Source organism: Stenotrophomonas sp. STM01, assembly GCF_014852135.1.
In the GTDB taxonomy this organism is placed as follows: domain Bacteria; phylum Pseudomonadota; class Gammaproteobacteria; order Xanthomonadales; family Xanthomonadaceae; genus Stenotrophomonas; species Stenotrophomonas capsici.
The window spans coordinates 1,998,483-2,023,955 of sequence record NZ_JACVBA010000001.1; the positions used below are offsets into that span (position 1 = coordinate 1,998,483).

Here is a 25,473-nt window from a genome sequence, read left to right on the forward strand (position 1 = left end):
CTTGCGGGAGAAGGTGGCGCGCAGCGCCGGATGAGGGCGCCTTTGCTTCGGCCTTACTTGGCGTTCTTGCGTTGCTCAATATAGGCACGCACCTGCTGCTCCAGCACCGGCAGCGGCACCGAACCCAGGCGCAGGATGGTGTCGTGGAAGCCCTTGACGTCGAAGCGGCTGCCCAGCGCCTGCTCGGCCTCGGCACGCAGACGCACGATGGTGATCTCGCCCAGCTTGTAGCTCAATGCCTGCGCCGGCCAGGAGATGTAGCGGTCGACCTCGGTGGTCACCTCATGCTCGCTCAGCGCGGTGTGGTCACGCAGGTAGGCGATGGCGTGCTCGCGGGTCCAGCCGTAGTGATGCACGCCGGTGTCGATCACCAGCCGGCAGGCACGCCACATCTCGTAGGTAAGCCGACCGAAGTCCTCGTACGGGGTCTGGTAGATGCCCATCTCCACGCCGAGCTTCTCGGTATACAGGCCCCAGCCCTCGCCGTAGGCGGAGATGTAGTTGTTGCGACGGAACTCCGGCAGGTCGGTCTGCTCGGCGGCCAATGCGCCCTGCAGCGCGTGGCCCGGGTCGGACTCATGCAGGGTCAACGCCGGCAGGTTGTACAGCGGGCGTGCCGGCAGGTTGTAGGTGTTGAGCCAGTAGGTGCCCATGCCGCCGCGGCCGGCGGTCCAGAACGGGGCGATGTCCGGCGGCACCGGCACGATGGTGAAGCGCGCGCGCGGCAGCGTCATGTAGCGGCCGATCACGCCGTCCACGCGCTTGGAGATCCACGCCGCGCGCCACAGCAGTTCGTCCGGGGTCTTGGCGTAGAACTGCGGGTCGGTACGCAGGAACTGGAGGAAATCGGCGAAGCGGGTGTCCGGGCTTTTGCCGGTGAAGCCGACCTTGTCGATGATGGCGTTCATCTCGCCCTGGATGCGCTTCACCTCGGCCAGGCCCTGCGCATGGATCTCCTGCGGGCTCATGTCCAGCGTGGTGTACTCGCGGATCTGCTGGCGGTAGAACTCCTTGCCGCCGGGCATCTTCTCGGCGGCAAGGGTGGTGCGCGACTGCGGCACGTACTCTTCGCGGAAGAAGGTCAACAGCTTGCCGAACGCCGGTACCACGCTGCCGCTGATGGCCTGCCGGGCATCGGCCTGCAGGCTGGCCTGCTCGGCGGCGGGGATGCTGGACGGCATCTTCTGCAACGGTTCGTACAGCGGCGACTGGGTCGGGTCCTTCAGCCCGGCCACGGTCGAGATCGACACGTCGCGGCCTTCAAGCACCGCGCGCGGCACGCTGAAGCCGCGCGCCAGGCCGGCGCGCATGTTGACCATCTGCTGGTCGAAGTAGCGCGGCACGTCGTTCAGGCGCGCGATGTAGGCGCGGTACTCGGCGGCGGTCTTCATCTCGCGCCGGGCCATGAAGCTCAGGTTCGACCAGAACGAGGAGTCCGAGTTGAACGGCATCTCGTAGGTGCCCTGGCGCACTTCGTCGGCCAGGTTCTCCACCTGGTACCTGTAGATGGCGTAGTTGACCTGGTTCTCGGCCGAGAGCGTGGCCGGGTCGATGCCCTCCAGCTGCTTGAGCACCTCGTCCCACACCTTGAGCCGGGCCTGCTGGGCCTGCGCGCCGACATCGGGCAGGGTGGTGGCGTCGGCCGGGGCGTCACCGTCCTCGCTGGCCTCGCCGCCGCCGGTCTGCCGCCAGGCCCATTCCTTCTCGTAGATCGCCTGGAACCGGGCATCGGCCGCCTGCGTCGCCAGCGTGGACGGCGCGGCAGGCTGGGCGGCAAGGGCAGGCACGGCGCTCAGGCCGAGGGCAAGCAGGAGGGCGGCGGTCAGCGGTGATTTCACGATCAGGATTCCCCGGATGAAGACAGTTCACCCCCGATCATCGCATTGAAGCCGCCGCCCGACCTAGACCGATTCAGGCGGCAAAAGCGCCGGAATCGCGCCGCCGTCAGTGCCCTGCCTTGTCCCGTTTCCAGCCGCGGTGCTTGATGTCCAGGCGCAGGCTGTACAGCGCGGTGAAGGCCGGGAACAGGTTCTGGATGACGCCGACCGCGTCCTGCTTGGCCGAGAACACGAAGTAGCTCAGCGTCATCAGGCTGCCCAGCACGCTCATGTACCAGAACAGGCGCGGGATCACCGGCTTGCCGGCGCGCCGCGAGGCGACGAACTGCACCAGCCAGCGTCCGCCGAACATCAACGCGCCGGTCAGGCCGATGAGCTTCCACGGCGACATGTGCACGCCGGTCCACTCCAGCCAGACCAGCGGCTGGTTCATGAAATCCATGCTCAGAGCTCCTCCACCGCCGTGCGTTTGGAGCGGGTGATCAGCCATGCCACGCCGCGCAGGTCACGGATGCCGACCATGGCACGGCCGAAGTTGTTGTACTTGGACACGCCCGCGGTGCGATGGCGGTGGTTGACCGGCACGCTCACGGTCTTCCAGCCGGCGCGCTGCATCAGCGCCGGCAGGTAGCGGTGCATGTGGTCGAAGTACGGCAGGTCGAGGAAGGCATCGCGGTCGAACAGCTTGATGCCGCAGCCGGTGTCGGGGGTGTCGTCGCGCAGCATGCGCGCGCGGATGGCATTGGCCCACTTGCTGGCCCAGCGCTTGGAGCCGCTGTCCTGGCGGTTGACCCGCCAGCCGGCGAACAGCTTGACCCCGCCCTCGGCGGTATCGCGCGCGGCCAGCAGCCTGGGGATGTCGGCCGGGTCGTTCTGGCCGTCGCCGTCGAGGGTGGCGATCCACGGCGCGCGCGCCGCCTTGACCCCGGTCCGCACCGCGGTGCTCTGGCCGCTCTGCTGCACGTGGTGCAGCACCCGCAGCTCGGGGTTGGCGGCCTTCAGCGCCTGCAGCACCTGCAGGCTGTCGTCCCTGGAGTTGTCGTCTACGTAGACGATCTCGAAGGGCACCTTGCCGCGCAGCGCAGCGGTGATTTCGTTGACCAGCGGGGCGACGTTGTCGCGCTCGTTGAAGACGGGGACGACCACCGAGAGGGCAGGCTGGTTCATGACGCGATCCGTTGGCAATGCGTATTCAGGAAGACCGCGCATTTTCCCGCTTCCGTATTAGCGGGAGATGAAATCAGGCGCGCGGTCCGAAGTAGGTGCGGCACCACTCCACCACCGGTGGCAGGCCCACTTCAATCGGGGTGGCCGGCTCGTAGCCGAAGGCCGCCCTGGCCCGCGCGGTATCGGCCATGGTCTGGACCATGTCGCCGGGCTGCATGGGCTTGTAGACCTTGTTGGCCGGCCGGCCGGCGGCCGAGGCGATCACGTCGATGAAGTGCTCCAGCTCCACCGGTGTGTGGTTGCCGAGGTTGAACACCTGATGCGGCGTGGCCTCGGCACTGGGATGCGACAGCGCCCCGAGGATACCGGTGACGATGTCGGAAACATGTGTGAAGTCGCGGCGCATGTGGCCATCATTGAACACCTCGATGCTGCGCCCGGCCAGCACCGCGCGCGAGAACAGCAGCGGCGCCATGTCCGGCCGGCCCCACGGGCCATACACGGTGAAGAAGCGCAGCCCGGTGGCGCGCAGGCCATACAGCTGGGCGTAGGTGTAGGCCATCAGCTCGTTGGCGGCCTTGGTGGCGGCGTACAGCGAGCGCGGCTGGTCCACGCGCTGGTCCTCGGAGAACGGCGGCGTGGCCGAATTGCCGTAGACCGAGCTGCTGGAGGCGTACACCAGGTGCTGCACGCCGCGGTGGCGGCACAGCTCCAGCAGGTTGACGAAGCCGACCAGGTTGCTCTGCACGTAGGCGTGCGGGTTTTCCAGCGAATACCGCACGCCGGCCTGCGCGGCCAGGTGGATCACCCGGGTCGGCTGCACTTCATCGAACAATGCGGCCAGGCCGTCACGGTCGGTGATGTCCAGCGCGCGGAGGTCCACCTGCGGGCACAGCGCGGCCACCCGGTCGCGCTTGATCTGCGGGTCGTAGTAGTCGTTGTAGTTGTCCAGCCCCACCACCCGCTCGCCACGGACGGACAGCGCCTGGCAGGTGTAGGCACCAATGAAGCCGGCCGCGCCGGTCACGAGAAGGGTCATCAGAACTATCCAGACGTAATGACGGCATTTTCGCCGCCAACGATACAGATTTCACCGGTCTGTCCTGTCCGGGGAGCATCACGCCGTGCCGCGCTGTCATCGGCCCGGTCCCACGCGGGGGCCGGTGGCCACCTCACCACAGGGTCAGCGGTGCTTCCCTGGCCAGGGTTTCCTTGCGTTCCTTGCTGTAGGCCCACCAGGGCTGCGGGGAATCCCCCGCCATGAAGCGCACGATGGACAGGAACACATCGATCACGCAGGGGTCGTGCACCACGCCGGTCTTCAGGCACAGCTGGGCATACATGTCGTAGGGATCACGCCCGCGCAGGTGCGCCGGGACACGGATTCCAATCAGACGGAGATCTTTCTCACAGGCCGGCCCGACATTCGGCAGGTCGGTCAGACGCAACAGATGATTGCGGTCGACCTTGGTGGGGTTCATTGCCTTGCGTTCACCTCAGGGGGATGAAGGGTGGCCGTCAGCCCTGCTGACGGCGACGCAACCGCTCGAGCACGCCTTCCAGCGTGTCCAGGTCGGTGTAATGGATGACCAGCTTGCCCTTGCCACCACGGCCGTGGGCGATCGCCACCTTGGTGCCCAGCGATTCGGACAGCTCGGTTTCCAGCGAGGCGATGTCGGCCTGCGGCGCGGTCGGCGACGGCTTGGCCTTGCGTGCGCCCGGCACCTTGCCGGCGGCGAACTGCTGGGCGCGGTGCTCGACCTCGCGCACCGACCAGCCCTGCTCGGCAGCTTCCTCGGCCAGCTTGGTGGCCAGTTCCGGCGCCAGCGTGAGCAGCGCGCGGGCATGGCCCATTTCCAGGCGACGGGTTTCCAGCAGCACGCGCACGCCGATGGGCAGGTCGATCAGGCGCAGCAGGTTGGACACCGAGGCGCGTGAGCGGCCGACGGCCTGCGCGGCTTCGGCGTGGGTCAGCGAGAATTCGCTGACCAACCGGGCCAGCGCCTCGGCCTCTTCCAGCGGGTTGAGGTCTTCGCGCTGGATGTTCTCGATCAGCGCCATCGCGATGACGGTGCGGTCTTCCAGCTCGCGCACCACCACCGGCACATCGTCCAGCCCGGCCAGGCGCGAGGCACGCCAACGGCGTTCACCGGCGATGATTTCGTACTTGCCGCCCTCGATCTGGCGCACCAGGATCGGCTGGATGATGCCCTGCGCCTTGATCGACTCGGACAGCTCGGCCAGCTTGCCTTCGTCCATGTCACGGCGCGGCTGGTACTTGCCCGGCTGCAGCTGGTCGATGGGCAGCTTGCGCAGCACCTCGCCCGGTTGCGGTTCGGCCACCGCGGCCACGGTCACCGGGGTGACGGCGCCCTTCGGGCCCAGCAGGGCATCCAGTCCACGGCCGAGGCCACGTTTCTTGGCACCGGCCATCAGACGGTCTCCACGGCCGGGGCGGCCTGCTTGCGTTCGTTGTTGCGGCGGATGATCTCACCGGCCAGGCCCAGGTAGGCCACGCCGCCACGCGAGCTGCGGTCATAACCGACGATGCTCTGGCCATGGCTGGGCGCCTCGGCCAGGCGCACGTTGCGCGGCACGATGGTGCGAAACACGCGGTCGCCGAAGTACTCGGTGAGCTGCGCGGACACCGCGTTGGCCAGGTTGTTGCGCACGTCGAACATGGTGCGCAACACGCCCTCGATTTCCAGTGCCGGGTTCAGGTTGACCTTGAGCGCATCGATGGTCTGCACCAGCGCGCTGAGGCCTTCCAGGGCGTAGTACTCGCACTGCATCGGCACGATCACCGAGTCGGCGGCGGCCAAGGCGTTGAGGGTCAGCAGCGACAGCGCCGGCGGGCAATCGATCAGGATGAAGTCGTATTCATCGCGGATCGGCGCCAGCGCGCGCTTGAGCCGCTGCTCGCGCTCGCCCTGCTCCATCAGCTGGATCTCGGCGGCGGTCAGGTCGATGTTGCCGGGCAGCAGGTCATAGCCCTCGGCGGTCTGCACGCGCACTTCGACGGCGCTGTTCTCGCCGAGCAGGAGGTCGCAGGTGGAAGCTGCGACTTCACGCTTGTCCACGCCACTGCCCATGGTCGCGTTGCCCTGCGAATCCAGGTCGACCAGCAACACACGCTTGGGTGCGGCGGCAAGGGAAGCAGCCAGATTGACGGCCGTGGTGGTCTTGCCGACGCCGCCTTTCTGGTTGGCGATGGCGATGATGCGAGCCATGCAGGAGAGCCTCGTGGGCGGGGTTGGACTGGTCATTATGGGGGTAGCGGCGCGCAGGCGGAAATCGGCGTGCCTTTCGGGGGCAATGGCTGCCCCTCCCCGGCCTCCCCTTGCCGGCGGCAACGGGAGGGGGAGCGTTGTCGGAATGATCCCGGGGCGGCCCGCCGGCGTGGGGCCGGCTGGAGCGGGTCCGGGCTTACCTGCGTTCGGCCACGACCAGGTGGCGGTCACCGACCAGGCCGGGGACCTGCAGCGGACGCACTTCCAGTACCTGCCAGTCGGCCGGCAGCTGGGCGATCTCCTCGTGCGGGTAGACGCCCTTCATGGCCAGCAGCTGGCCGCCGGGGCGCAACAGGTGACCGCCGACCTCGACGATGCCGGCCAGGGTGTCCATGGCGCGGGCGGTGAGGTTGTCGTAGGCACCGGGCTCATCCAGCGCCTCGGCCCGCGACTCGGCGACGCGGGCGTTCTTCAGGCCCAGCTGGCGCACGGCCTCGCGCAGGAAGCGGGCCTTCTTGCCATTGCTCTCGACCAGGGTGACCTGCAGCTGCGGGTGGGTGATGGCCAGCGGGATGCCAGGCAGCCCGGGGCCGGTGCCGAGGTCGGCCAGGGTGCCGGCGGTGACGTGGCTGGCCATGGCCAGCGAGTCGAGCAGGTGACGGGTGACCATTTCGCGCGGATCGCGGATGGCGGTGAGGTTGTAGGTACGGTTCCAGCGCACCAGCAGGGCTAGGTAAGCCAGCAGCGGGGGGGCGAGCGCGGCGTCCAGGCCCATGGCCTGCAGGCCCTGCTGCAGGTCGGTGCTGACGTCGGGCGGGAGGGAGGTGTCGTTCATGGCGGGGATTATCGCAGGAGCGGGGGAAGGCTTTGGCTTTGGCTTTGGCTTTAGCTTTAGCGCTGCTTCTGCCCCCTCCCTTGCGCCGAAGGCGTAGGGGAGGGTTGGGGAGGGGTCGCTCTGGCTCTGGCTTTGCCTACTGAAAGGACCGGGACGGTATCGGTCGGGGCAAATGCAACAGCAACAGCTACCCTCCCCTCCCCTACGCCTTTGGCGCAAGGGAGGGGGCTTGGAGCAGAAGCATAAAAAAGGCCGCTTTCGCGGCCTTTCTTCGTTTCGCTCATCACAGTGGATACCACCCACCCATCACAGCGGATACCACGCCAGCGCCGCGCGGAAATCGGCCGTGGCCTGCCACTCGTGCAAGTGCCAGCGGCCAGCCTCGCCCAGTCCCGGGTCGCACCACACCAATTGCAGCGCCCCCGCCGCGTCCGGCGCGAACTGCAGCTTCTCCAGCCCGAACGAGATGCCGTGCCCGTGCGCCTTCAACAGGGCTTCCTTGGCGCACCACACCCGGAAGAACCACTGCTGGCATGCCGCGTCGTCCAGCCCGTCCAGCCACTGGATCTCCTGCGGGTGGAAGAAACGCCGGATCACCTCGCGCATCTGCCGGCGCGGCCGCTGCTGTTCCAGGTCCACCCCCAGGCGTGCGCCCTGCCCCAGCGCCACCAGCAGATGCGGGCCGCTGTGGCTCCAGCCGGTGCCGTAGTGGGCCAGCTCCCCGATCAACCACGGGCGATTGCGCTCATCCCGCGTCAACGGCAGGTCCTGCGGGGTGCTGCCCAGCACATCGGCCAGCAGCACGCGTGCCTGCGGCTCGCCGCGCGTGCCCGGGACATGCGGCAGCAGCCAGACCCGCACCGGGTCGAAATCCCAACGTTCCACGTAACCCCTCATGCTGAACAAACCACCGCCGCTTCAACAGGACGTTCACCGCGGTGCGCGTTGACTGTCCGCACCGCACCGTCCCCGGGTGCATTCACGCTGGGAGATACACGCATGGGCATCATCGTCTGGCTGGTCATCGGTGGCATCGTCGGCTGGCTTGCCAGCCTCATCATGCGCCGTGATGCACAGCAGGGCATCATCCTGAACATCGTGGTCGGCATCATCGGCGCCATGATCGCCGGCTTCCTGTTTGGCGGTGGCAGCATCAATGCCGCCATCACCCTGCGCTCGTTCGTGCTGTCGCTGCTGGGCGCGGTGATCCTGCTGGCCATCGTCAACCTGTTCACGCGCAAGAGCATCCGCTGAAACGCAGCATGGCGCCATTCGACCGGGCCCGGCCAGCAATGGCCGGGCCTTGCCGTTTCAGCCCTGCGCCAACTGTACCCAGGCCGGGGCATGGTCGCTGGGGCGGTCCCAGGTGCGGGGCTCGCGGTCGATGCCCGAGGCCTGCGCGCGCGGCTTGAGCGCGTCGGACACCAGGGTCAGGTCGATGCGCAGGCCCAGGTTGCGGCGGAACCCGGCGGCGCGGTAATCCCACCAGCTGAAGATGCCGCCTTCGTCGCTGTGCAGGCGGAAGCCGTCGTGCAGGCCCAGCTCCAGGATCTTGCGCAGGCCCGCACGCTCGGCGGTGGAGGTCAGGATGTGGTTCTCGTTCCACACCATCGGGTCGGGCACGTCGCGCTCGTCCGGGGCGATGTTGAAATCGCCCAGCACCACCAATTGCGGGTGCTTGTGCAGCTCGTCGGCGATCCAGCCACGCACCGCCTCCAGCCAGCGCAGCTTGTACTCATATTTGTCCGTGCCCACGTCCTGGCCGTTGACCACGTACAGGTTGATGATGCGCACGCCGTTGACGGTGCCGGCGATCACCCGCTTCTGCTCGTCCTCGAAGCCGGGGATGCCGATCTGCACGTCCTCGATCGGGTGCCGCGACAGCAGCGCCACGCCGTTATAGGTCTTCTGCCCGGCAAACACGTTGCGGTAGCCCAGTTCGAGCAGCCGCGTGTCCGGGAACTTGTGGTCCTCCAGCTTGGTTTCCTGGATGCCGACCACGTCGGGGGCAAAGTCGGCCAGCCACTGTTCCAGGTGCGGCAGGCGGACGTTGAGGGAGTTGACGTTCCACGAAGCGATTTTCATGGGGGGATTCTAGCCGGGGTGGGGAAACATGGCCCCCTTGGGCCGAGCGCCGCGATGTGGCGCACGTGCCGGATCAGAAGCACCCCATCCACCCTTCGGGCACCTTCCCCCGCTTGCGGGGAAAGGAAGGGGTCCGGGGTTGCGGGCGATGTTGGCCAGGCTCGCCGTCACGGCAGCGAAACTGAATGGGATTCGCCGTGCCATGTCCGGGACGAGGGACTCTCGGTAGAACGCCCGCCGCGCGTGGCTCGGCACCACCCGGGGCGGCAGGTTGCGGGCGGCCTGATCCGGCAAAGCGCAACAAACGCTATTGCATGAATGTTCGGGAATACACTTTTTCCCGGTTCCGATTTGCGCAGACTGCCCTCAAGGTTAGAGGGAACCCCATGCGTAGCAAGCTGTTTGTGCCCGGCGCACGTCCGGAGCTGTTCGACAAGGCCATGGCCGGACCGGCCGATGCCCTGTCTTTCGATCTGGAAGATTCCGTGCCGGAAGCCGGCAAGACGGCTGCACGGGCGGCCGTGGCTGCGTTCCTGGCGCGCCCGGAGGTGGTGGCCGGCGGCAAGCTGCTGATCGTGCGCACCAATGCCACCGACAGCCCGCACTTCGCCGCCGACCTCCAGGCCGTGGCCGTGCCCGGCGTGTGGCTGCTCAACATTCCCAAGATCGAATCGGCCGCGCAGGTGCGCCAGGTCGCCACGGCGCTGGAACAGGCCGAGGCCGCCAACGGCGTGGCCCAGCCGATCGGGCTGCTGATCAACATCGAGACCCCGCGCGGGCTGCGCCATGCCGCCGAACTGGCCGCCGCGCATCCGCGCGTGGCCGGGCTGCAGTTGGGCCTGGGCGACCTGTTCGCGCCCAACGGCATCGCGCGTGACCCGGCCAACGTGCAGGCCACGTTGTTCGCGGTGAAGATGGCCGCCGCCGAAGCCGGGGTGTTCGCCTGCGACGGCGCATGGCCGGACGTGGCCGACGCTGAGGGCTTCACGGTCGAGGCAACCATGGCGCAGAAGCTGGGCTTCATCGGCAAGAGCTGCATCCACCCGCGCCAGGTGGCGCTGGCCAACACCCTCTTCAGCGTGCCCGAGGCACTGGTCGCCGAGGCACGGCGTATCCTCGCCGCCGCCAAGCAGGCCGATGCGCAGGGCCGCGGCGCGTTCCTGTTCGAGGGACGCATGGTCGACCTGCCGTTCCTGCGCCGTGCCGAAGCCATCGTCGCCGGGGCTCGCCACGCCTGATCCTTCCTCAAGGTGACGGCCTGGGCCGGCACCTCCGCTTTACTTTCCGGGGTCCATCCCATGTCCAAGCACGCGGCCAATGCACCGGCCTTCCTGAAGCGCCCCCTCTCCCTCGGCCTGCGCCTGCTGCTGGCGCTCACCCTGCTGGTGACCGGTGGCATCGCCTCGGCCGGGGAAAGCCTCAATGCCGTGGCCACCGGCCTGCTGCCGACGCTGCCCGATGGCCGTGCGCCGCAGCAGATGCTGGCCCTGCAGGACCAGCTGCTGGCCCTGGAAGGCGAGCGCGCCTGGTACCTGGGCAAGGGCGAGCAGGCCTGGAAGCCGCTGCAGCTGGGCAAGACCCCCGCCAATGCGCTCCACGGCCTGGTCCGTTACGGCGATGCCAGCTGGCTGCTGGTCGGCGAGGGCGCCGGCCAGGCCAACCGCCTGGACCAGGTCACCCGCAAGGGTGATGCGCTGGTGGCCGGGCAATCGCTGCCCCTGCCCTCGCCGCTGGCACAGGCGGTGGCCACCACGCTGGACGGTGACCTGTACGTGGCCGGCGTCGATGGTGCCGGCAAGCGCCAGCTGCTGCGCCGGCCCGCCGGCAACGGCACCTGGGTTTCTGCCCCGATGTGGCCCGGCGATGCCGCCGCGGCGGCGATGCAGGCCCAGAAGGGCGCGTTGTACGTGGTCGATGCACCGGTTGCCGGCAACGCACAGCAGCTGTGGCGCTGGACCACCGACAAGGGCTGGGTGTCGCTGCCTGGCATGGACGGCACGCTGGTCCCCGGCTCGCTGCGCGCGCTCGGCCAGGCCCACCTGCTGATGCAGGTGCGTGACCGCAAGGGCGCGGTCAACGCGCGCACCTTCCACACCATCACCAGCGCCTGGGCGACCGTGGCCGGCAGCGGCGCCGACGCCCCGACCGCCACCGCCAGCTGGGGCAACGGCCTGGCCTGGGCCAGCGCCGACGGCAGCCTGCACACCTTCGAGATGCAGACCGGCAAGCACCTGCTGGGCTGGATGGACTGGACGGTGATCATCGTCTACCTGGCCGCGATGCTGGGCATGGGCGCCTGGTTCTACTTCCGCGAGAAGCGCGGCAATACCGCCGACTTCTTCGTCGGTGGCCGCAGCATCCCGTTCTGGGCGGCCGGCGTGAGCCTGTATGCCACCAACACCAGTTCGATCAGCTTCATCGCCATCCCGGCCAAGGCGTTCGAGACCAACTGGCAGTACCTGACCAACAACCTGATCGCGGTGCTGGGCCTGATGTTCGTGGCGGTGTGGATCGTGCCGCTGCTGCGCCGGCTGGACCTGATGAGCGTGTTCTCCTACCTGGAAACCCGCTTCCACCCAGCCATCCGCATGCTCGCCAGCGCGCTGTGCATCGTCATGCAGATCGGCGCGCGCATGAGCGTGGTGCTGTTCCTGCCGGCGCTGGCGATTGCCACCATCACCGGCATCAGCGTGGTGTGGAGCATCATGATGATGGGCGTGTTCACCATCATCTACACCGCGATGGGTGGCATGAAGGCGGTGATCTGGACCGACTTCGTGCAGGTCATCGTCAAGATGGGCGGCGCGATCTTCGCCATCGGTTTCATCGTGTGGACGCTGAAGGGCGGCTTCGGCGAATTCGTCGCCACCGCGGCGATGGAAGACAAGACCAAGCTGTTCGATTTCAGCTTCGACCTGACCAAGGCCACCGTGTGGGGCTTCATCTTCCTGGTGGTGTTCGACGTGGTGCTGACCTTCCCGAAGGACCAGGTGCTGATGCAGCGCACCCTGGCCACCAAGTCGGACAAGGAGGCGGGCCGCTCGATCTGGGCGTTCGCCGCGATCATGATCCCGGGCGGCTTCATCTTCTACGGCATCGGCACCGCGTTGTGGGTGTTCTACAAGAACAACCCGCAGCGCCTGGACCCGCTGCTGCCGATCGATGCCACCTTCCCGCTGTTCATCGCCGCCGAACTGCCGCCGGGCGTCACCGGCCTGATCATCGCCGGCGTGTTCGCCGCGGCGATGGCGACGCTGTCGAGCATCATGAACAGCGTGGCCACGCTGATCTCGGTGGACTTCTACGAGCGCCTGGCCAAGAACCCGAACCCGCGCAAGAGCGTGCTGTTCGCCGAGATCTCCACCGTCATGGTGGGCCTGGTGGCGATCGGCCTGGCGCTGATCATGTCGCGCTACGACATCCACTCGCTGTTCGACGTGTCCATCGAACTGGCCGGCCTGCTCGGCGGTGGTTTCGCCGGTGCCTACACGCTGGGCATGTTCACCCGCCGCGCGAACTCGCAGGGCGTGGCGATCGGCGTGGCCGCCTCGATCGTGCTGACCTTCGTGGCCTGGTGGTTCAAGCTGGTGCACCCGTACTTCTACCTGGCCATCTCGATCATGCTGTGCATCGTGATCGGCTACCTGGCCAGCCTGTGCTTCCCCGCCCCGACCCGCTCGCTCAAGGGCCTGACGATCTACAAGCAGGATGCGGTGTGAAGGCCGGCCACGACGCCAGGACCATGACGTTGGTCGCATCGCCAGCGCCGGCCTGCTGGTGTAGCGTTGCGGCCAGCTGAGAGGTCATACCGTGGAAACCCAGTTCCTCAATACCTTCGTCACCGTCGTGGACCGTGGCTCGATGGCCGCGGCCGCGCGCCTGCTGCACATCACCCCGGCGGCGGTGGCCCAACAGATCCGCACCCTGGAGCGTGAGCTCGGGGCGCCGCTGATCGCCCGCGCCGGGCGCACCGTCAGCGTCACCGAGGAAGGCGCGCGCATCCTGCAGCGGGCGCGCGACCTGCTGCGTGACGTGGCCGACCTGCGCAGCGTGGCCAACGAAAGCGGCATGGCCGGCGAGCTGCGCCTGGGCGCCTGCCCGACCGCGCTGGGCGGGCTGGTGCCGGACATGCTGGCGCGGATGGTGGCCAAGTTCCCGGAGATCAACGTCTTCATCAAGCCGGGCTATTCGGCCGACCTGTACGGTGCGGTGGAATCGGGCGATCTGGACGCGGCGATGGTGCTGCAGGCACCGTTCCCGCTGCCCAAGACCTGCGACTGGCAGCTGCTGCGCGAGGAGCCGCTGGTGGTGCTGGCCCCGGCGCGGCTGGCCGGCTGCGACCCGCACCAGCTGCTGCGCGAGGAGCCGCTGATCCGCTACGACCGGCACGAATGGGGTGGCCGCCAGGCCGACGAATACCTGCGCAAGGTGGGCATCGTGCCGCGTGAGCGGTTCGAGCTGAATGCGCTCAACGCGATCGCCGTGATGGTGGACCGCGGCCTGGGCGTCTCGCTGGTGCCGGACTGGGCCAAGCCCTGGCCCGAAGGCATTTCGGTGGTCAGCCTGCCGCTGCCGCAACCAAGCGAACCGCGCCGGATCGGGCTGGTCTGGTCGCGCGCCTCGGTGCGCCTGCGCCAGGTCAACGCCCTGCTGGAAGAAGCCCGCGCCGCGTTGATCCGGTAATGCCAAGGATGCCCGGCATGGGCATCCCCCGGGAAACCCCCGCCGAACATGGCTGCGCCCCACCGCGATGCGGTGCGGGGTTGGCGCAGTGCCGGGCCATGCCCGGCAGCTGGCCTTGCCGGGAACGCCCCGGCCGAGCACGGCGCCGCGCCCCCGTCTCGGGGCGGTTCCAGCGCCGTCCAATCGCAACAAACACTAGGCAATGAACATACCCAGTCGCGCTTCCTTCGCCAGAAAGCCGCCCCTAGTCTCTGCCCATCGTCGAAGGTGCGCCTGACGTTCCCATGCGGGCACCGGTGCATCAAACGGCAGCATGAAAGGGGCACAAGTCCCCGTCTCGATTACCGGTGCAGGCCGCCCCCCAGCTGTCTGTACACCGTTTCCACATCAGGGGGAGAGGAAGCAATGATCAAGCCACTTACTGCTGCCATCAGCACTGTTCTGCTTGCCAGCGCCATTGCGCCGGCGATGGCGCAGGATGCAAGCAAAGCCCATGACGATGCGGTCAGCCTGGACCAGGTCATCGTCACCGGTACCCGTACCCCGGTCGCGATCGAGAAGGTCCCCGGCGCGGTCACCCTGGTGACCCCGGAGCAGGTGCAGCGCACCTTGAACCTGACCGAAGACGCCACCGCCGTGCTCGCACGCATGGTGCCGGGCTACTCCGAATCCTCGCAGGCGATGAGCAACTCCGGTGAGACCCTGCGCGGCCGCATCGCGCTGCGCCTGTTCGACGGCGTGCCGCAGGGTTCGCCGCTGCGCGAAGGCAACCGCAACGGCACCTTCACCGACATGGGCGTGATCGGCCGCATCGAGGTCATCAACGGCCCGTCCGCCGCCGAAGGCATCGGCGGCGCCGGTGGCGTGATCAACTACCTGTCCAAGAACCCGGAAGTGGATGGCCACCAGACCACCATCTCCACCCGCTACGGCACCCAGTTCAAGGGCGACAGCGACCAGACCAAGATCGGCGTGATGCACACCTACAAGGATGATGCGGCCGACTTCCTGATCAGCGGCGCCTACATCGACCGTGGCATCGCCTATGACGGCGACGGCCGCCGCGTCGGCCTGAACACCTCCGGCTCGCTGTCGGACTCGTACAGCAAGAACCTGTTCGTGAAGGGCGGCTACAACTTCGGCGAAGGCCAGATGCAGCGCATCCAGGCCAGCTACAGCAACTTCCACATCGGCGGCAAGCACAACTACATCCCGGTGGAAGGCTGCCGCGCCGGTGACGATGGCTGCACCAAGCCCACCACCAACACCGCCGAGAAGGGCTCCATCGCCGGCTCGCTGGCCGAGTTCAACGACTTCGAGCAGTTCGCGGTGAAGTACACCAACGCCGACTTCTTCGGCGGCGACCTGAGCATCGATGCGTACTGGGCCGAACAGGCCATGCGCTACGTGCCGGAGAACGGCGACGACCGCCAGCTGACCAAGCCGGCACCGCCGGAAGACCAGCGCATCTGGGACCAGTCGGAGATCAATAGCGAGAAGAAGGGCCTGCGCTTCGGTTATGCCTACGGTGACCTGTTCACGGTCGAAGGCCTGCGCCTGCGCGCCGGCCTGGACATGGTGGAAGACACCGCCGAGCAGCGCCTGGCCCTGACCAACCGCCTGTGGGTGCCGCCGATGAAGTACACCAGCGTTGCGCCGTACGCGCAGCTGAGCTGGGACATCGGCCCGGTCACGCTGGATGCCGGCGTCCGCCGCGAGGACGGCGAGCTGGAGATCGACAGCTACACCACCGTTGCCTTCCGCGACCACACCCCGGTGCAGGGCGGCAAGCTGGACTACAAGGCCACCATGCCGAACTTCGGCGCGATCTGGCGCATCAACGATGCGTGGTCGGTGTTCGGCTCGTACTCCGAAGGCTTCGGCATCGCCAACGTCGGCATCCCGCTGCGCAACATCCAGGCCAGCAGCCCGTGCAAGGCCGTGGCCTGCATCACCGACCTGCAGCCGCTGATCACCAAGAACAAGGAAGTCGGCTTCAACTGGCGCGGCGCCAAGGGCCAGGTGGGTGCGTCGGTGTACCGCTCGACCTCGGACTTCGGCTCGACCCTGACCATCGACAAGGCCACCGACGACTTCATCCTGACCCGCGCACCGGTCGAGATCGAAGGCTTCGAACTCAACAGCGCCTGGACCTTCAACGAGCACTGGAAGGCCACCTTCCTGTACTCGCGCATCCGTGGCCAGACCCAGTACTACCCGGGTTCGGGCCTGAAGAAGGAAATGGGCATCCTGGACATCTCGCCGGACAAGGTGAATGCCTCGCTGACCTGGACGCCGAACGACAACCTCAACGCCACCCTGGGCGTGAGCAAGACCTTCGACCGCGACCTGCGCGAGACCTTCACCAACCCGGCCAACGGCGACGTCTACGCCAACGAAGAGAACACCTATGGCTACGCGCTGTGGGACCTGAGCGTGAACTACGACACCGGCCGCTTCGGCCAGCTGTCGCTGGGCATCGAGAACCTGTTCGACAAGCAGTACGTGTTGACCTGGTCGCAGCTGCCGGGCTGGCAGAACTACTTCTCCGGCCGCGGCCGGATGGTGTCGCTGTCGCACACCATCAAGTTCTGATAACGGGCTGATGGACAACGGCGCCACGGTTGCCCGTGGCGCCGTTTTCTTTGCCTGCCGGATGCGTCACAAGCGGATGTTTCTTGTTGCATCGCAAGAAAAAACATCGCCTTTCTTCAACCAACAAAAGCTCACGTCTGAAGCTAGCCGCCCGTCCTTCTTCCCTGCCCCTGCGCACGCCTAGGCTGCATCCACGGGGGCACGGCGCGTCGGGAGGGACGTGGCCAGCGATCATTACCTGCAGCAGTCGCCGCACGCATGCGGCAAAGCAGTTCAAGCGCGTCTTCTCATACATCCATCGAGATAAGAACGAACATGAAGAACTTGCCTGTGACGTTGGGGGTTTTCCTGCTGGCCGCTGCGGTCAGCGACAGTGTGCGCGCACAACAGGTGGACGCGGCGCAGGCGCGCGAGGACGAACGCGCCGCCAGCAGCAGCGGCAGGAAGCCTGCCCAGGCCACCGACCTGGACCGGGTGATCGTCACCGGCGTGCGCGCGCCCAAGGCCGTGGACAAGATCCCCGGCGCGATCTCGATCATCACCCCGGAAGAGATCCGGCAGTCGCTGGTCATCACCGAGGACAACACCGCGGTGCTGGCACGCACCATCCCCGGCTACGCCGAATCCTCGCAGGCGATGACCAACTCCGGCGAGTCGCTGCGCGGACGCATCCCGCTGCGCCTGTTCGACAGCATCCCGCAGGGCTCGCCGCTGCGCGAAGGCACCCGCAACGGCACCTTCACCGACATGGGCGTGATCGGCCGCATCGAGGTCATCAATGGTCCCTCGGCGGCCGAGGGCATCGGTGCCACCGGCGGGGTGATCAACTACATCTCCAAGGTGCCCGAGCACGACGGCAGCGAGACCACGATCAGCGCGCGCTACCAGACCCAGTTCCACGATGACAGCGTGGGCTGGAAGCTGGGCCTGAGCCACGCGATCAAGCAGGACAACTACGACTTCCTGGCCAGCGTCTCGCAGCTGGAGCGCGGCATGGCCTACGACGCGAAGGGCCGCAGCATCGGCATGAATTCCAGCGGCTCGCTGGCCGACTCGCAGTCGCGCAACCTGTACATGAAGGGCGGCTTCAACTTCGGCCAGGACGGCGAGCAGCGCCTGCAGGCCACCTACAGCAACTTCAACATCGGCGGCAACGGCGACTACATCCAGGTGGTCGGCTGCAAGGGCCCGCATGACTGGCCGCCGTGCGACACGCCGTACCCGAACACCTCGGTGAAGGGCCACATCGACGGCCAGCGCGATGCGCTCAACAAGTTCATCCAGTACAGCCTGCAGTACACCCACAACGACTTCTTCGGCGGCACGCTGGACCTGGTCGGCTACCAGGCCGACCAGGGCATGCGTTTCCTGCCGGAGAACGGCGCCGACCGCCAGCTGGTCAAGCCGGCGCCGGCCGACGACGCCGACCGCATCTTCGACCAGTCCGAGATCCAATCGGAGAAGAAGGGCCTGCGCACCTCGTGGACGCGCCCGACGCTGTTCGGCGTGGATGGCCTGGAGCTGCACACCGGCGTGGACTTCGTGCAGGACGTGGCGCAGCAGCGGCTGGTGATGACCGACCGCGTGTGGGTGCCGCCGATGGACTACAAGAGCGTGGCCCCCTACGCGCAGCTGAGCTGGGACATCGGCCCGGTGACGGTCAGTGGCGGCCTGCGCCGCGAGAACGGCGAGCTGGACGTGGACAGCTATACCACCGTGGCCTACCGCAACAGCGTGTTCGTCGAAGGCGGCACCCTGGACTACACCGCCAACCTGCCCAACATCGGCGCGATCTGGCGCGTGACCGACCAGTTCTCGCTGTTCAGCGCCTACAGCAAGGGCTTCACCCTGCCGGACATCGGCATCCCGCTGCGCAACGTGAACTACACCGGGCAGTCGGTGAAGGGCATCCTCGACCTGCAGGCGATCATCGTCGACAACATCGACATCGGCTTCAACTGGCGCGGTTCGCGGGGCGCGCTCAGTGGCAGCTGGTACCACTCCACCTCCGACTTCGGCGCGTCGCTGGAAGTGGACCCGCTGACCAGCGACTTCATCATGACCCGCGCGCCCACCGACATCAAAGGCATCGAGTTCACCGGTGAGTTCCGCTTCACCGACACGTTCAAGATCACCGGCCTGTACACGCACCTGCGTGGCTGGACCTCGTTCTGGGGCCCGGATCCGCAGGGCCGCTACGACGCCGGCCCGTTGAAGAAGCCGCTGGGCATCTTCGACGCCACCCCGGACAAGATCAACGTCGCGCTGGTATGGAAGGCGTTGCCCAACCTGGACGCCACGCTGGGGGCGAGCATGCTGCGCGACCGCCACCTGACCAGCTCGGCGGTGCGCGAGTACGACGGGGAGACCTTCGACTACGACGAGAAGATCAACGGCTACACGCTGTGGGATCTGGGCGTGAACTACGATAGTGGCCGCTTCGGGACGTTCTCGCTGGGCGTGGACAACCTGTTCAACAAGTACTACATCCTCAGCGGCTCGCAGGGCGATGGCTGGCAGAACTACTGGGCCGGTCGTGGCCGGGTGGTCTCGTTGAGCTATTCGTACACGTTCCGCTGATGAGCGCAGGAGTGCACGCCATGCATCAAACCATCGCAACACCGCGCAGCCGTCGCTGGCTGCGCCGTGGCGCCGCACTCCTGTTGTGCCTGCCCGCGCCGCTGCTGCACGCTGGAGACCGCTGGCAGCGGCTGGATGGTTTCCTTCAGGCCAGCACCGCACCGGGCCAGTTCCCGGGCGCGGTGGCGCTGGTCGAGCACGATGGCCGCATCGTGTTCCAGCAGCACTACGGCCACGCCGACAGCGCTGGCCACCGGCCACTGCAGTCCGACAGCATCTTCCGCATCTATTCGATGACCAAGCCGGTGACCTCGGTCGCCGTGCTGATGCTGCTGGAAGAAGGCAAGCTGTCGTTGGACGATCCGCTGGCGCGCTACCTTCCCGAGTTCGCCGACCGCACCGTGGTGACCGGTGGCGACCTGCAACATCCGCAGACCGAAGATGCACCGCGCGCGATTACCCTGCGCCATCTGCTCACCCATACCAGCGGCTTCGCGGCGGCGTCGGATACGCACCGGGTGGCGACCAAGCTGTTGACCGCGGCCGACGTCGACAGCGCGACCTCGCTGCAGGACGTTGCACGCCGCTTGTCCACGCTGCCGTTGGCCGATGCGCCCGGCACACACTTCCATTACGAGGGAAGCAATACCGAACTGCTGGCGCGCGTGGTCGAGGTGGTCAGCGGGCAACCGTTCGCGCAGTTCCTGCACCAACGCATCTTCAGCCCGCTGGCGATGCACGACACCGGTTTTGAAGTGCCGCTGGCGCAGCGTGGTCGCGTGGTCGAACTGCCCACCAGCAACGACGATGGCAGCCTGCGCGTGGCCGACACGCTCAGCGCGCGCAATCCGGGCGTGCGCCTGAAAGGCTATGACAGCGGCGCCGGCGGCCTGTACTCCACCGCTGCCGACTACCTGAAGTTTGCCCACATGCTGCTCGACGATGGCCGCAGCGGGACACAACAGCTGCTCTCGCGCAAGACCGTCGAGCTGATGATGAGCGACCAGCTCGCTGGCTTCGAGCCGGCCATCAGCAGCTACGGCGCGGGCGAGGGCTTCGGCCTGGGCGGCTATGTCATCACCAACCCGGCTTACCGCGGCAAGCTCGGCAGCGTCGGCCAGTTTGGCTGGTCGGGCGCGGCGTCCACCTATTTCACCATCGACCGCAAGGAAAAGCTGGTGGCCATCCTGCTGATGCAATACCTGCCCAGCGGTGACAAGGCGCTCGCCTCACCTTCCACCCGTTTCTACAACCTCGTTTACCAGGCCATTCCATGAGTTCCACCGTACTTGTCGCCGGCTCGGCCAACCTCGACTTCGTGGTCCGCGCCGCGCACGTGCCGGCGCCCGGCGAAACCGTGCTGGGCCGCGAGTTCCGCACCTTCCCCGGTGGCAAGGGTGCCAACCAGGCCGTGGCCTGTGCGCGTGCGGGCGGCGCCCGCACCCGGATGCTGCTCGCATTGGGCCAGGATGATTTCGCCACGCCGATCGAAACCTCGCTGCGCGACGCCGGCGTGCAGCTGCACGCGGTGCGCGATGCGCAGCTGCCGACCGGCACCGCCTTCATCTGCCTGTCCGACGATGCCGAGAACGCCATCACCGTTGCGCCGGGCGCCAACATGGCATTGCGGCCCGAACACCTGCCTGCGCTGGACGGGGTGCAATGGCTGCTGCTGCAGCTGGAAACCCCACTCGACGCCGTGCTGGCCTATGCCCGCGCTGCACGCGCGGTCGGGGTCAAGATCGCGCTCAACGCCGCGCCGGCGCAGGTGCTGCCGGCCGAGCTGCTGGCACAACTGGACATGCTGATCGTCAACGAGGGCGAACTGGACGTGGTCGCCGGCAACCCGCCAGACCTGGCCAGCGGGCTGGCGCGGCTGGACGTGCCCTGCGTGATCGTCACCCTCGGTGCGCGCGGCTGCCTGGCGCGGCACGAAGGCCGTACCCTGCTGCAGCCGGCGTTCGCCATTTCGCCGGTGGATACCACCGCCGCCGGCGATACCTTCTGCGGCACGCTGGTAGCGGCCTTGGCGCGTGGCGATGGGCTGCAGCAGGCGCTGCTCGCCGCCAGCGCGGCCTCTGCCCTGGCCTGCACACGACTGGGCGCACAATCCAGCATCCCCGACCATGCCGAAGTCACCGCGCTGCTGGCCGATGCCCGCCGTGTCCCCGGCACCGACGCCCATGCCGCGCTCGCGGCCTGGTGCGCGCTTTGACCGCTTGCTCCCCCTGTTTTTCGTTGGATGAATGCCATGACCACGCCGTACCCCACGCCTGACTACGACAACGACAGCCCCGACCACGGGCGCGAGGCGATCACCACCGAGTACAAGTTCTCGCACGTCACCACCGGCCGCTACCTGCCCACCCCGGGCAAGGCACCGGCCTGGCCGTTCGCCGACATCGGCAGCTGGATGATCGATGCCAACGCCAGTGCCGGCGACTGGCTGACCGAGCTGAAGGACTGGCGCCGCGAGCACCTGGTGCGGATCGGCTACACCGACGTGAACTACCGCCGCCCCGAGCTGCAGTGGGCGCAGCGCAACTTCGTGCACGCGCAGATGATGGTCGAGGACCGCTACTTCTTCGACGTGGACACCGCGCAGTACACCGTGGACAAATACCTGGACGACCTGGTCGCGCGCTTCGGCGGGCTGGACTCGGTGCTGATCTGGTACATCTACCCGAACATCGGCATCGACGACCGCAACCAGTTCGACCTGGCGCACACGCTGCCCGGCGGCCTGGAAGGGCTGACCGCTGCCGTGAAGGCCTTCCAGAAGCGCGGCGTGCGCGTGTTCCTGCCGGCCAAGCCGTGGGACCACGGTACCCGCGACCCGGGCGTGACCCATTGGGACGGCATGGCCGAGATCATCAAGGCCACCGGCGCCGATGGCATCAACGGCGATACCTTCAACGGCGTGCCGCGCGCGTTCTTCGATGCCTGCGACGCCAACGGCAACCCGGTGGTGGTGCAGCCCGAGTCCACCATCAGCTCCGAGGAGCAGTTGATCTGGAACGTGCAGAGCTGGGGCAAGAAGGCCCCGGACGGCCCGGTGCCACCAGTGTCCAAGTGGAAGTGGCTGGAGCCGCGCCACATGGTCAACTACGAGAACCGTTGGGGCCGCAACCGCAACCACGACCTGCAGTATTGCTTCTTCAACGGCATCGGCTACAACGCCTGGGAGAATATCTGGGGCATCTGGAACCAGTTCACAGCGCGCGATGGCGAAACCCTGCGCCGCATCGCCGCGATCTACCGCCAGTTCCCGCAGCTGGTGGTATCGATGGACTGGGAGCCGTACCAGGTCTGCTACCAGGGCGGCATCTTCGCCAGCAAGTTCCCGGTCGATGGGCTGAGCCTGCATACCTTCATCAACCGCAACGAATACGCGGTCAACGGCGAGCAGATCGGCCTGTCGCACGTGGACGGCACGCGCTATTACGACGTGTGGCACGGCGTGGAACTGTCGCCGTCGATCCGCGATGGCGTGGCGGTGATCGAACTGCCGATGGAAGCACGCGGCTTCGGCGCGGTGCTGAGCGTGCAGCCGGGCGTGGTACTGGACGGCTTCGACGCCTTCATGGCCGACGCCGCCACGCGTGCCGCGCAGCCGCTCAACAGCCATTCCGGCACATGGAAGGCGCTGGGCCAGCAGCTGCGCGAGATCCCGGCCACCCCGCCGCAGGCCAGTGCACCGGAAGGTATGGTCACCGTCCCCGCCGGTGAGTTCGTGTTCGCCGTCGGCGGCGTCGAGATCGAAGGCTTCAACTGGGCCGGACAGGACGTGCAGTTCCCGTGGGAAGACTGCCCGCGCCGCCACCATCGCAAACACATGCAGATGGCGTCCTTCCACATCGACCGCTTCCCGGTCACCAATGCGCAGTTCAAGGCGTTCATCGATGCCACCGGCTACCACCCGGCCGATGACATCAACTTCCTCGCCCATTGGGTGGACGGCGCGCCGCGCGCCGGCTGGGACAACAAGCCGGTGATCTGGGTCTCGCTGGAAGACGCGCGTGCCTACGCCACGTGGGCCGGCAAGCGCCTGCCGCACGAATGGGAATGGCAGTACGCCGCGCAGGGCAGTGATGGCCGCGCCTATCCGTGGGGCAACGACTGGGACGCCGCGCGCGTGCCGCGCGTGAACCGCGGCCGCCGCGTGCTGGCCCCGGCCGATGTCGACGCACACCCGCAGGGCGCCAGCCCGTTCGGCGTGCAGGACCTGGTCGGCAACGTGTGGCAATGGACCGACGAGTTCGTCGACGAGCACACCCGCGCGGCGATCCTGCGTGGTGGCTCCAGCTACCAGCCGCAGACCTCGCACTGGTACTTCCCGCAGGCCTACCGCCTGGACCAGCATGGCAAGTACCTGCTGATGGCACCGGCCAAGGACCGCAGCGGCATGCTCGGCTTCCGTTGCGTGGTGGACGCGGCATGAGTGCGGCCATCCACAACGGCCAGCAGTTGGTGACACCGGCGGCGGTGCAGCTCGATGGCCTGTTCGGGCAGATGCTGGCCGCCAACCGTAGCGGCCGGCTGAGCCACTTCATCGTCGACGAGGACAGCCCGTCGATCAGCATCTTCGGCCAGGCCCACAAGCAGCAGAACCAGGAAGGCGACTGGTACGGCGAGCATGCCGGCAAGTGGCTCTCGGCCACCGCCCGCGCGGTGGCGCAGGGCGGCCAACCGCAGCTGGAAGCGAACCTGCGCCGCGTCGCCGACTGGTTGATCAGCCAGCAGGACGAAGATGGCTATCTGGGCAACTATGCCGCCGACCGCCGCTTCACCGTGCCGCAGCCGCCCAAGCCGGAAAGCTGGAACGGCGAGCCGGCGCTGCGCACCTGGGACATCTGGACCCACAGCTACCTGATCCTGGGTTTCCTGGAGACCTGGCGTGCGCTGGGTGATGACAGCTACCTGCAGGCCGCGCGGCGCATTGCCGACCTGTGCTGGCAAGCGCTGGAGTCGGGCATCGACATCACCACGCTGGGCAACCACCACGGCATGTCGGCCACGGTGCTGCTGGACCCGGCCGCCGACCTGTACCTGGTCACCGGTGAACCGCGCTACCTCGCGCTGGCCGAGAGGATCCTGCAGCAGGCCAATGCCAACCCGCGCCTGGCCCTGCTCGACAAGGGCATCGCCGGCGAGGACGCGGCGTTCATCGCCACTGGCAAGGCCTACCAGCTGTCCTGGAACCTGGTCGGCCTGGCCAAGCTGTACAAGGCCACCGGCAAGCACGACTACCGCCTCGCCATCGACAACCTGTGGCACAACATCCGCGCGCAGCACCTCACCCTCGGCGGTGGCCCGTGGGGGGGCGTGGCGCACCGCTCGCGCGAAGTGTTCAATGCGCCGCGCACGTTCTTCCCGCAGGCCTACGTGGAAACCTGCTCGGTGCTGGCCTGGATGCAGCTCAACCGCGAGCTGCTGGCCATCACCGGCCATGCGCGCTACGCCGAGGAACTGGAGCGTACCGCCTACAACGACCTGCTCGCGGCGATGGCGCCCAACGGCGAGGACTGGTGCTACTACACCTTCCCCAACGGCAAGCGCGTGCACACCACGTATTGGCGCTGCTGCAAGTCCTCCGGCGCGATGGCGGTGGAGGAACTGCCGCAGGTGGCCTATGGCGTCGCCGCCGATGGCGGCCTGCGGGTGAACCTGTACGGACCCGGCCAGGCCACGCTGCCGCAGGCCGAGGCCGGCGCGGTGACGCTGCAGCAGCAGACCCGCTACCCGTTCGACGGCCAGGTCACGCTGCGCGTCTCGCCCGAGCGCAACGCCACCTTCAGCGTCGGCCTGCGCATCCCGGCCTGGGCCGAGGACGCACGCATCCAGGTCAACGGCATCACCGTGCCGGTGCAGCCCGGCGATGACGGCTTCGTGCAGATCCTGCGCGAATGGAAGGCCGGTGACCTGGTCAACCTGCGCCTGCCGATGCAGCCGCAGCTGCAGCGCGCGGCCAACATCAACGTGCAGGAATCGCGCGCACCCGACGGCTCGCCGGTGGCGCAGGAAGTGCTGCGCTGGGAGTACGTCGGCCTGACCTATGGCCCACTGGTCTATGCCACCGGGCTGATCGACGGCTTCAAGACCGACGAGACGGTGCGGCTGCCGCACGGCGACCCGTCGAAGTGGCTGCAGGTCGGTGAGGACAGGGGCGAAGGCGCCACGGTGACGATGCAGCTGGACTGCCGCGCGCCGCTGGTGTTCGAGCCCTACTACCGCTGCGGTGGCCGTGAGCACGGTGCATGGCGCCTGAGCTGGCTGTCGCTGGCGCCTTCGTGATCCACCCGCCGGTGCCGGCCACGCCAGGTGCGTTGCCGGCATCGGCAGGACGATGCGTCCCGTTCCATCACGGTGTCAGGGGCGCTCGATGGGCTGTGGAAGGTTTTTGTCCTCGCTGAAAATACCCGCACGATCTGTTTCTTCCGGTGGCACGGGAGGAAACTGC

The 25,473-nt window shown here is 67.5% G+C and carries 20 protein-coding genes; 10 read left to right on the forward strand and 10 right to left on the reverse strand.

The annotated features are described in order from the left end of the window. Window positions 1-53 precede the first annotated feature (53 nt). The 9 genes from IB227_RS09265 to IB227_RS09305 form a co-directional block, all read right to left on the reverse strand. Window positions 54-1,838: a DUF885 family protein gene (locus IB227_RS09265; protein ID WP_192287103.1), complete on the reverse strand. Its 1,785-nt coding sequence runs from the start codon at window positions 1,836-1,838 to the stop codon at window positions 54-56. 106 nt (window positions 1,839-1,944) lie between these two features. Next, the gene (locus IB227_RS09270; RefSeq protein WP_132866104.1) at window positions 1,945-2,286 is read right to left on the reverse strand and encodes a lipid-A-disaccharide synthase N-terminal domain-containing protein; all 342 of its coding nucleotides are present in this window, start codon (window positions 2,284-2,286) and stop codon (window positions 1,945-1,947) included. Beyond that, complete coding sequence (locus IB227_RS09275) at window positions 2,283-3,005, reverse strand: glycosyltransferase family 2 protein (RefSeq protein WP_192287104.1); 723 nt, start codon at window positions 3,003-3,005, stop codon at window positions 2,283-2,285. The genes IB227_RS09270 and IB227_RS09275 overlap by 4 nt, the downstream gene beginning before the upstream one ends. Window positions 3,006-3,078: 73 nt before the next feature. After that, complete coding sequence (locus tag IB227_RS09280) at window positions 3,079-4,044, reverse strand: NAD-dependent epimerase/dehydratase family protein (RefSeq protein WP_192287105.1); 966 nt, start codon at window positions 4,042-4,044, stop codon at window positions 3,079-3,081. Between the two features lie 133 nt (window positions 4,045-4,177). Beyond that, window positions 4,178-4,486 carry a helix-hairpin-helix domain-containing protein gene (locus tag IB227_RS09285; RefSeq protein ID WP_132863885.1) on the reverse strand — a complete coding sequence of 103 codons (309 nt, stop codon included), beginning with the start codon at window positions 4,484-4,486 and terminating at the stop codon, window positions 4,178-4,180. A gap of 37 nt (window positions 4,487-4,523) precedes the next feature. Beyond that, complete coding sequence (locus IB227_RS09290; RefSeq protein WP_132863887.1) at window positions 4,524-5,438, reverse strand: ParB/RepB/Spo0J family partition protein; 915 nt, start codon at window positions 5,436-5,438, stop codon at window positions 4,524-4,526. After that, window positions 5,438-6,235, reverse strand: coding sequence for a ParA family protein (locus tag IB227_RS09295; protein ID WP_132863889.1), 798 nt, complete (start codon window positions 6,233-6,235; stop codon window positions 5,438-5,440). The genes IB227_RS09290 and IB227_RS09295 overlap by 1 nt, the downstream gene beginning before the upstream one ends. 196 nt (window positions 6,236-6,431) lie before the next feature. Beyond that, a complete protein-coding gene (rsmG, locus tag IB227_RS09300) occupies window positions 6,432-7,070 on the reverse strand; it encodes a 16S rRNA (guanine(527)-N(7))-methyltransferase RsmG (protein WP_192287106.1) in 639 nt (212 codons plus the stop codon). A gap of 306 nt (window positions 7,071-7,376) precedes the next feature. After that, complete coding sequence (locus IB227_RS09305) at window positions 7,377-7,955, reverse strand: 4'-phosphopantetheinyl transferase superfamily protein (RefSeq protein WP_318639532.1); 579 nt, start codon at window positions 7,953-7,955, stop codon at window positions 7,377-7,379. 114 nt (window positions 7,956-8,069) lie between these two features. Here IB227_RS09305 and IB227_RS09310 point away from each other — a divergent pair, with 114 nt between their 5' ends. After that, window positions 8,070-8,324 carry a GlsB/YeaQ/YmgE family stress response membrane protein gene (locus IB227_RS09310; protein ID WP_192287108.1) on the forward strand — a complete coding sequence of 85 codons (255 nt, stop codon included), beginning with the start codon at window positions 8,070-8,072 and terminating at the stop codon, window positions 8,322-8,324. 57 nt (window positions 8,325-8,381) lie between these two features. Here IB227_RS09310 and xth read toward each other — a convergent pair whose 3' ends face one another. Then, a complete protein-coding gene (gene xth, locus IB227_RS09315; RefSeq protein WP_192287109.1) occupies window positions 8,382-9,155 on the reverse strand; it encodes an exodeoxyribonuclease III in 774 nt (257 codons plus the stop codon). Window positions 9,156-9,541: 386 nt separating this feature from the next. Between xth and IB227_RS09320 the strand changes: the two genes are divergently transcribed. From IB227_RS09320 to IB227_RS09360, 9 genes are all read left to right on the forward strand, one after another. After that, the gene (locus IB227_RS09320; RefSeq protein WP_192287110.1) at window positions 9,542-10,393 is read left to right on the forward strand and encodes a CoA ester lyase; all 852 of its coding nucleotides are present in this window, start codon (window positions 9,542-9,544) and stop codon (window positions 10,391-10,393) included. A 60-nt stretch (window positions 10,394-10,453) separates the two neighbouring features. Beyond that, entirely contained in the window at window positions 10,454-12,874 is a 2,421-nt protein-coding gene (locus tag IB227_RS09325) for a sodium:solute symporter (protein WP_192287111.1), read from the forward strand. 91 nt (window positions 12,875-12,965) lie between these two features. After that, a complete protein-coding gene (locus tag IB227_RS09330) occupies window positions 12,966-13,838 on the forward strand; it encodes a LysR family transcriptional regulator (protein WP_132863914.1) in 873 nt (290 codons plus the stop codon). A 405-nt stretch (window positions 13,839-14,243) separates the two neighbouring features. Further along, entirely contained in the window at window positions 14,244-16,433 is a 2,190-nt protein-coding gene (locus IB227_RS09335) for a TonB-dependent receptor (protein WP_192287112.1), read from the forward strand. 315 nt (window positions 16,434-16,748) lie between these two features. After that, window positions 16,749-19,013: a TonB-dependent receptor gene (locus IB227_RS09340; RefSeq protein ID WP_192287113.1), complete on the forward strand. Its 2,265-nt coding sequence runs from the start codon at window positions 16,749-16,751 to the stop codon at window positions 19,011-19,013. Between the two features lie 20 nt (window positions 19,014-19,033). Then, window positions 19,034-20,290: a serine hydrolase domain-containing protein gene (locus IB227_RS09345; RefSeq protein WP_192287114.1), complete on the forward strand. Its 1,257-nt coding sequence runs from the start codon at window positions 19,034-19,036 to the stop codon at window positions 20,288-20,290. Continuing rightward, on the forward strand, window positions 20,287-21,228 hold the full coding sequence (locus tag IB227_RS09350) for a ribokinase (RefSeq protein ID WP_192287115.1): 942 nt from the start codon (window positions 20,287-20,289) through the stop codon (window positions 21,226-21,228). Before IB227_RS09345 ends, IB227_RS09350 begins: the two co-directional genes overlap by 4 nt. Window positions 21,229-21,264: 36 nt before the next feature. Continuing rightward, window positions 21,265-23,454: a formylglycine-generating enzyme family protein gene (locus IB227_RS09355; protein WP_192287116.1), complete on the forward strand. Its 2,190-nt coding sequence runs from the start codon at window positions 21,265-21,267 to the stop codon at window positions 23,452-23,454. Then, complete coding sequence (locus tag IB227_RS09360; RefSeq protein ID WP_192287117.1) at window positions 23,451-25,307, forward strand: beta-L-arabinofuranosidase domain-containing protein; 1,857 nt, start codon at window positions 23,451-23,453, stop codon at window positions 25,305-25,307. Before IB227_RS09355 ends, IB227_RS09360 begins: the two co-directional genes overlap by 4 nt. The last annotated feature ends 166 nt before the right edge of the window (window positions 25,308-25,473 follow it).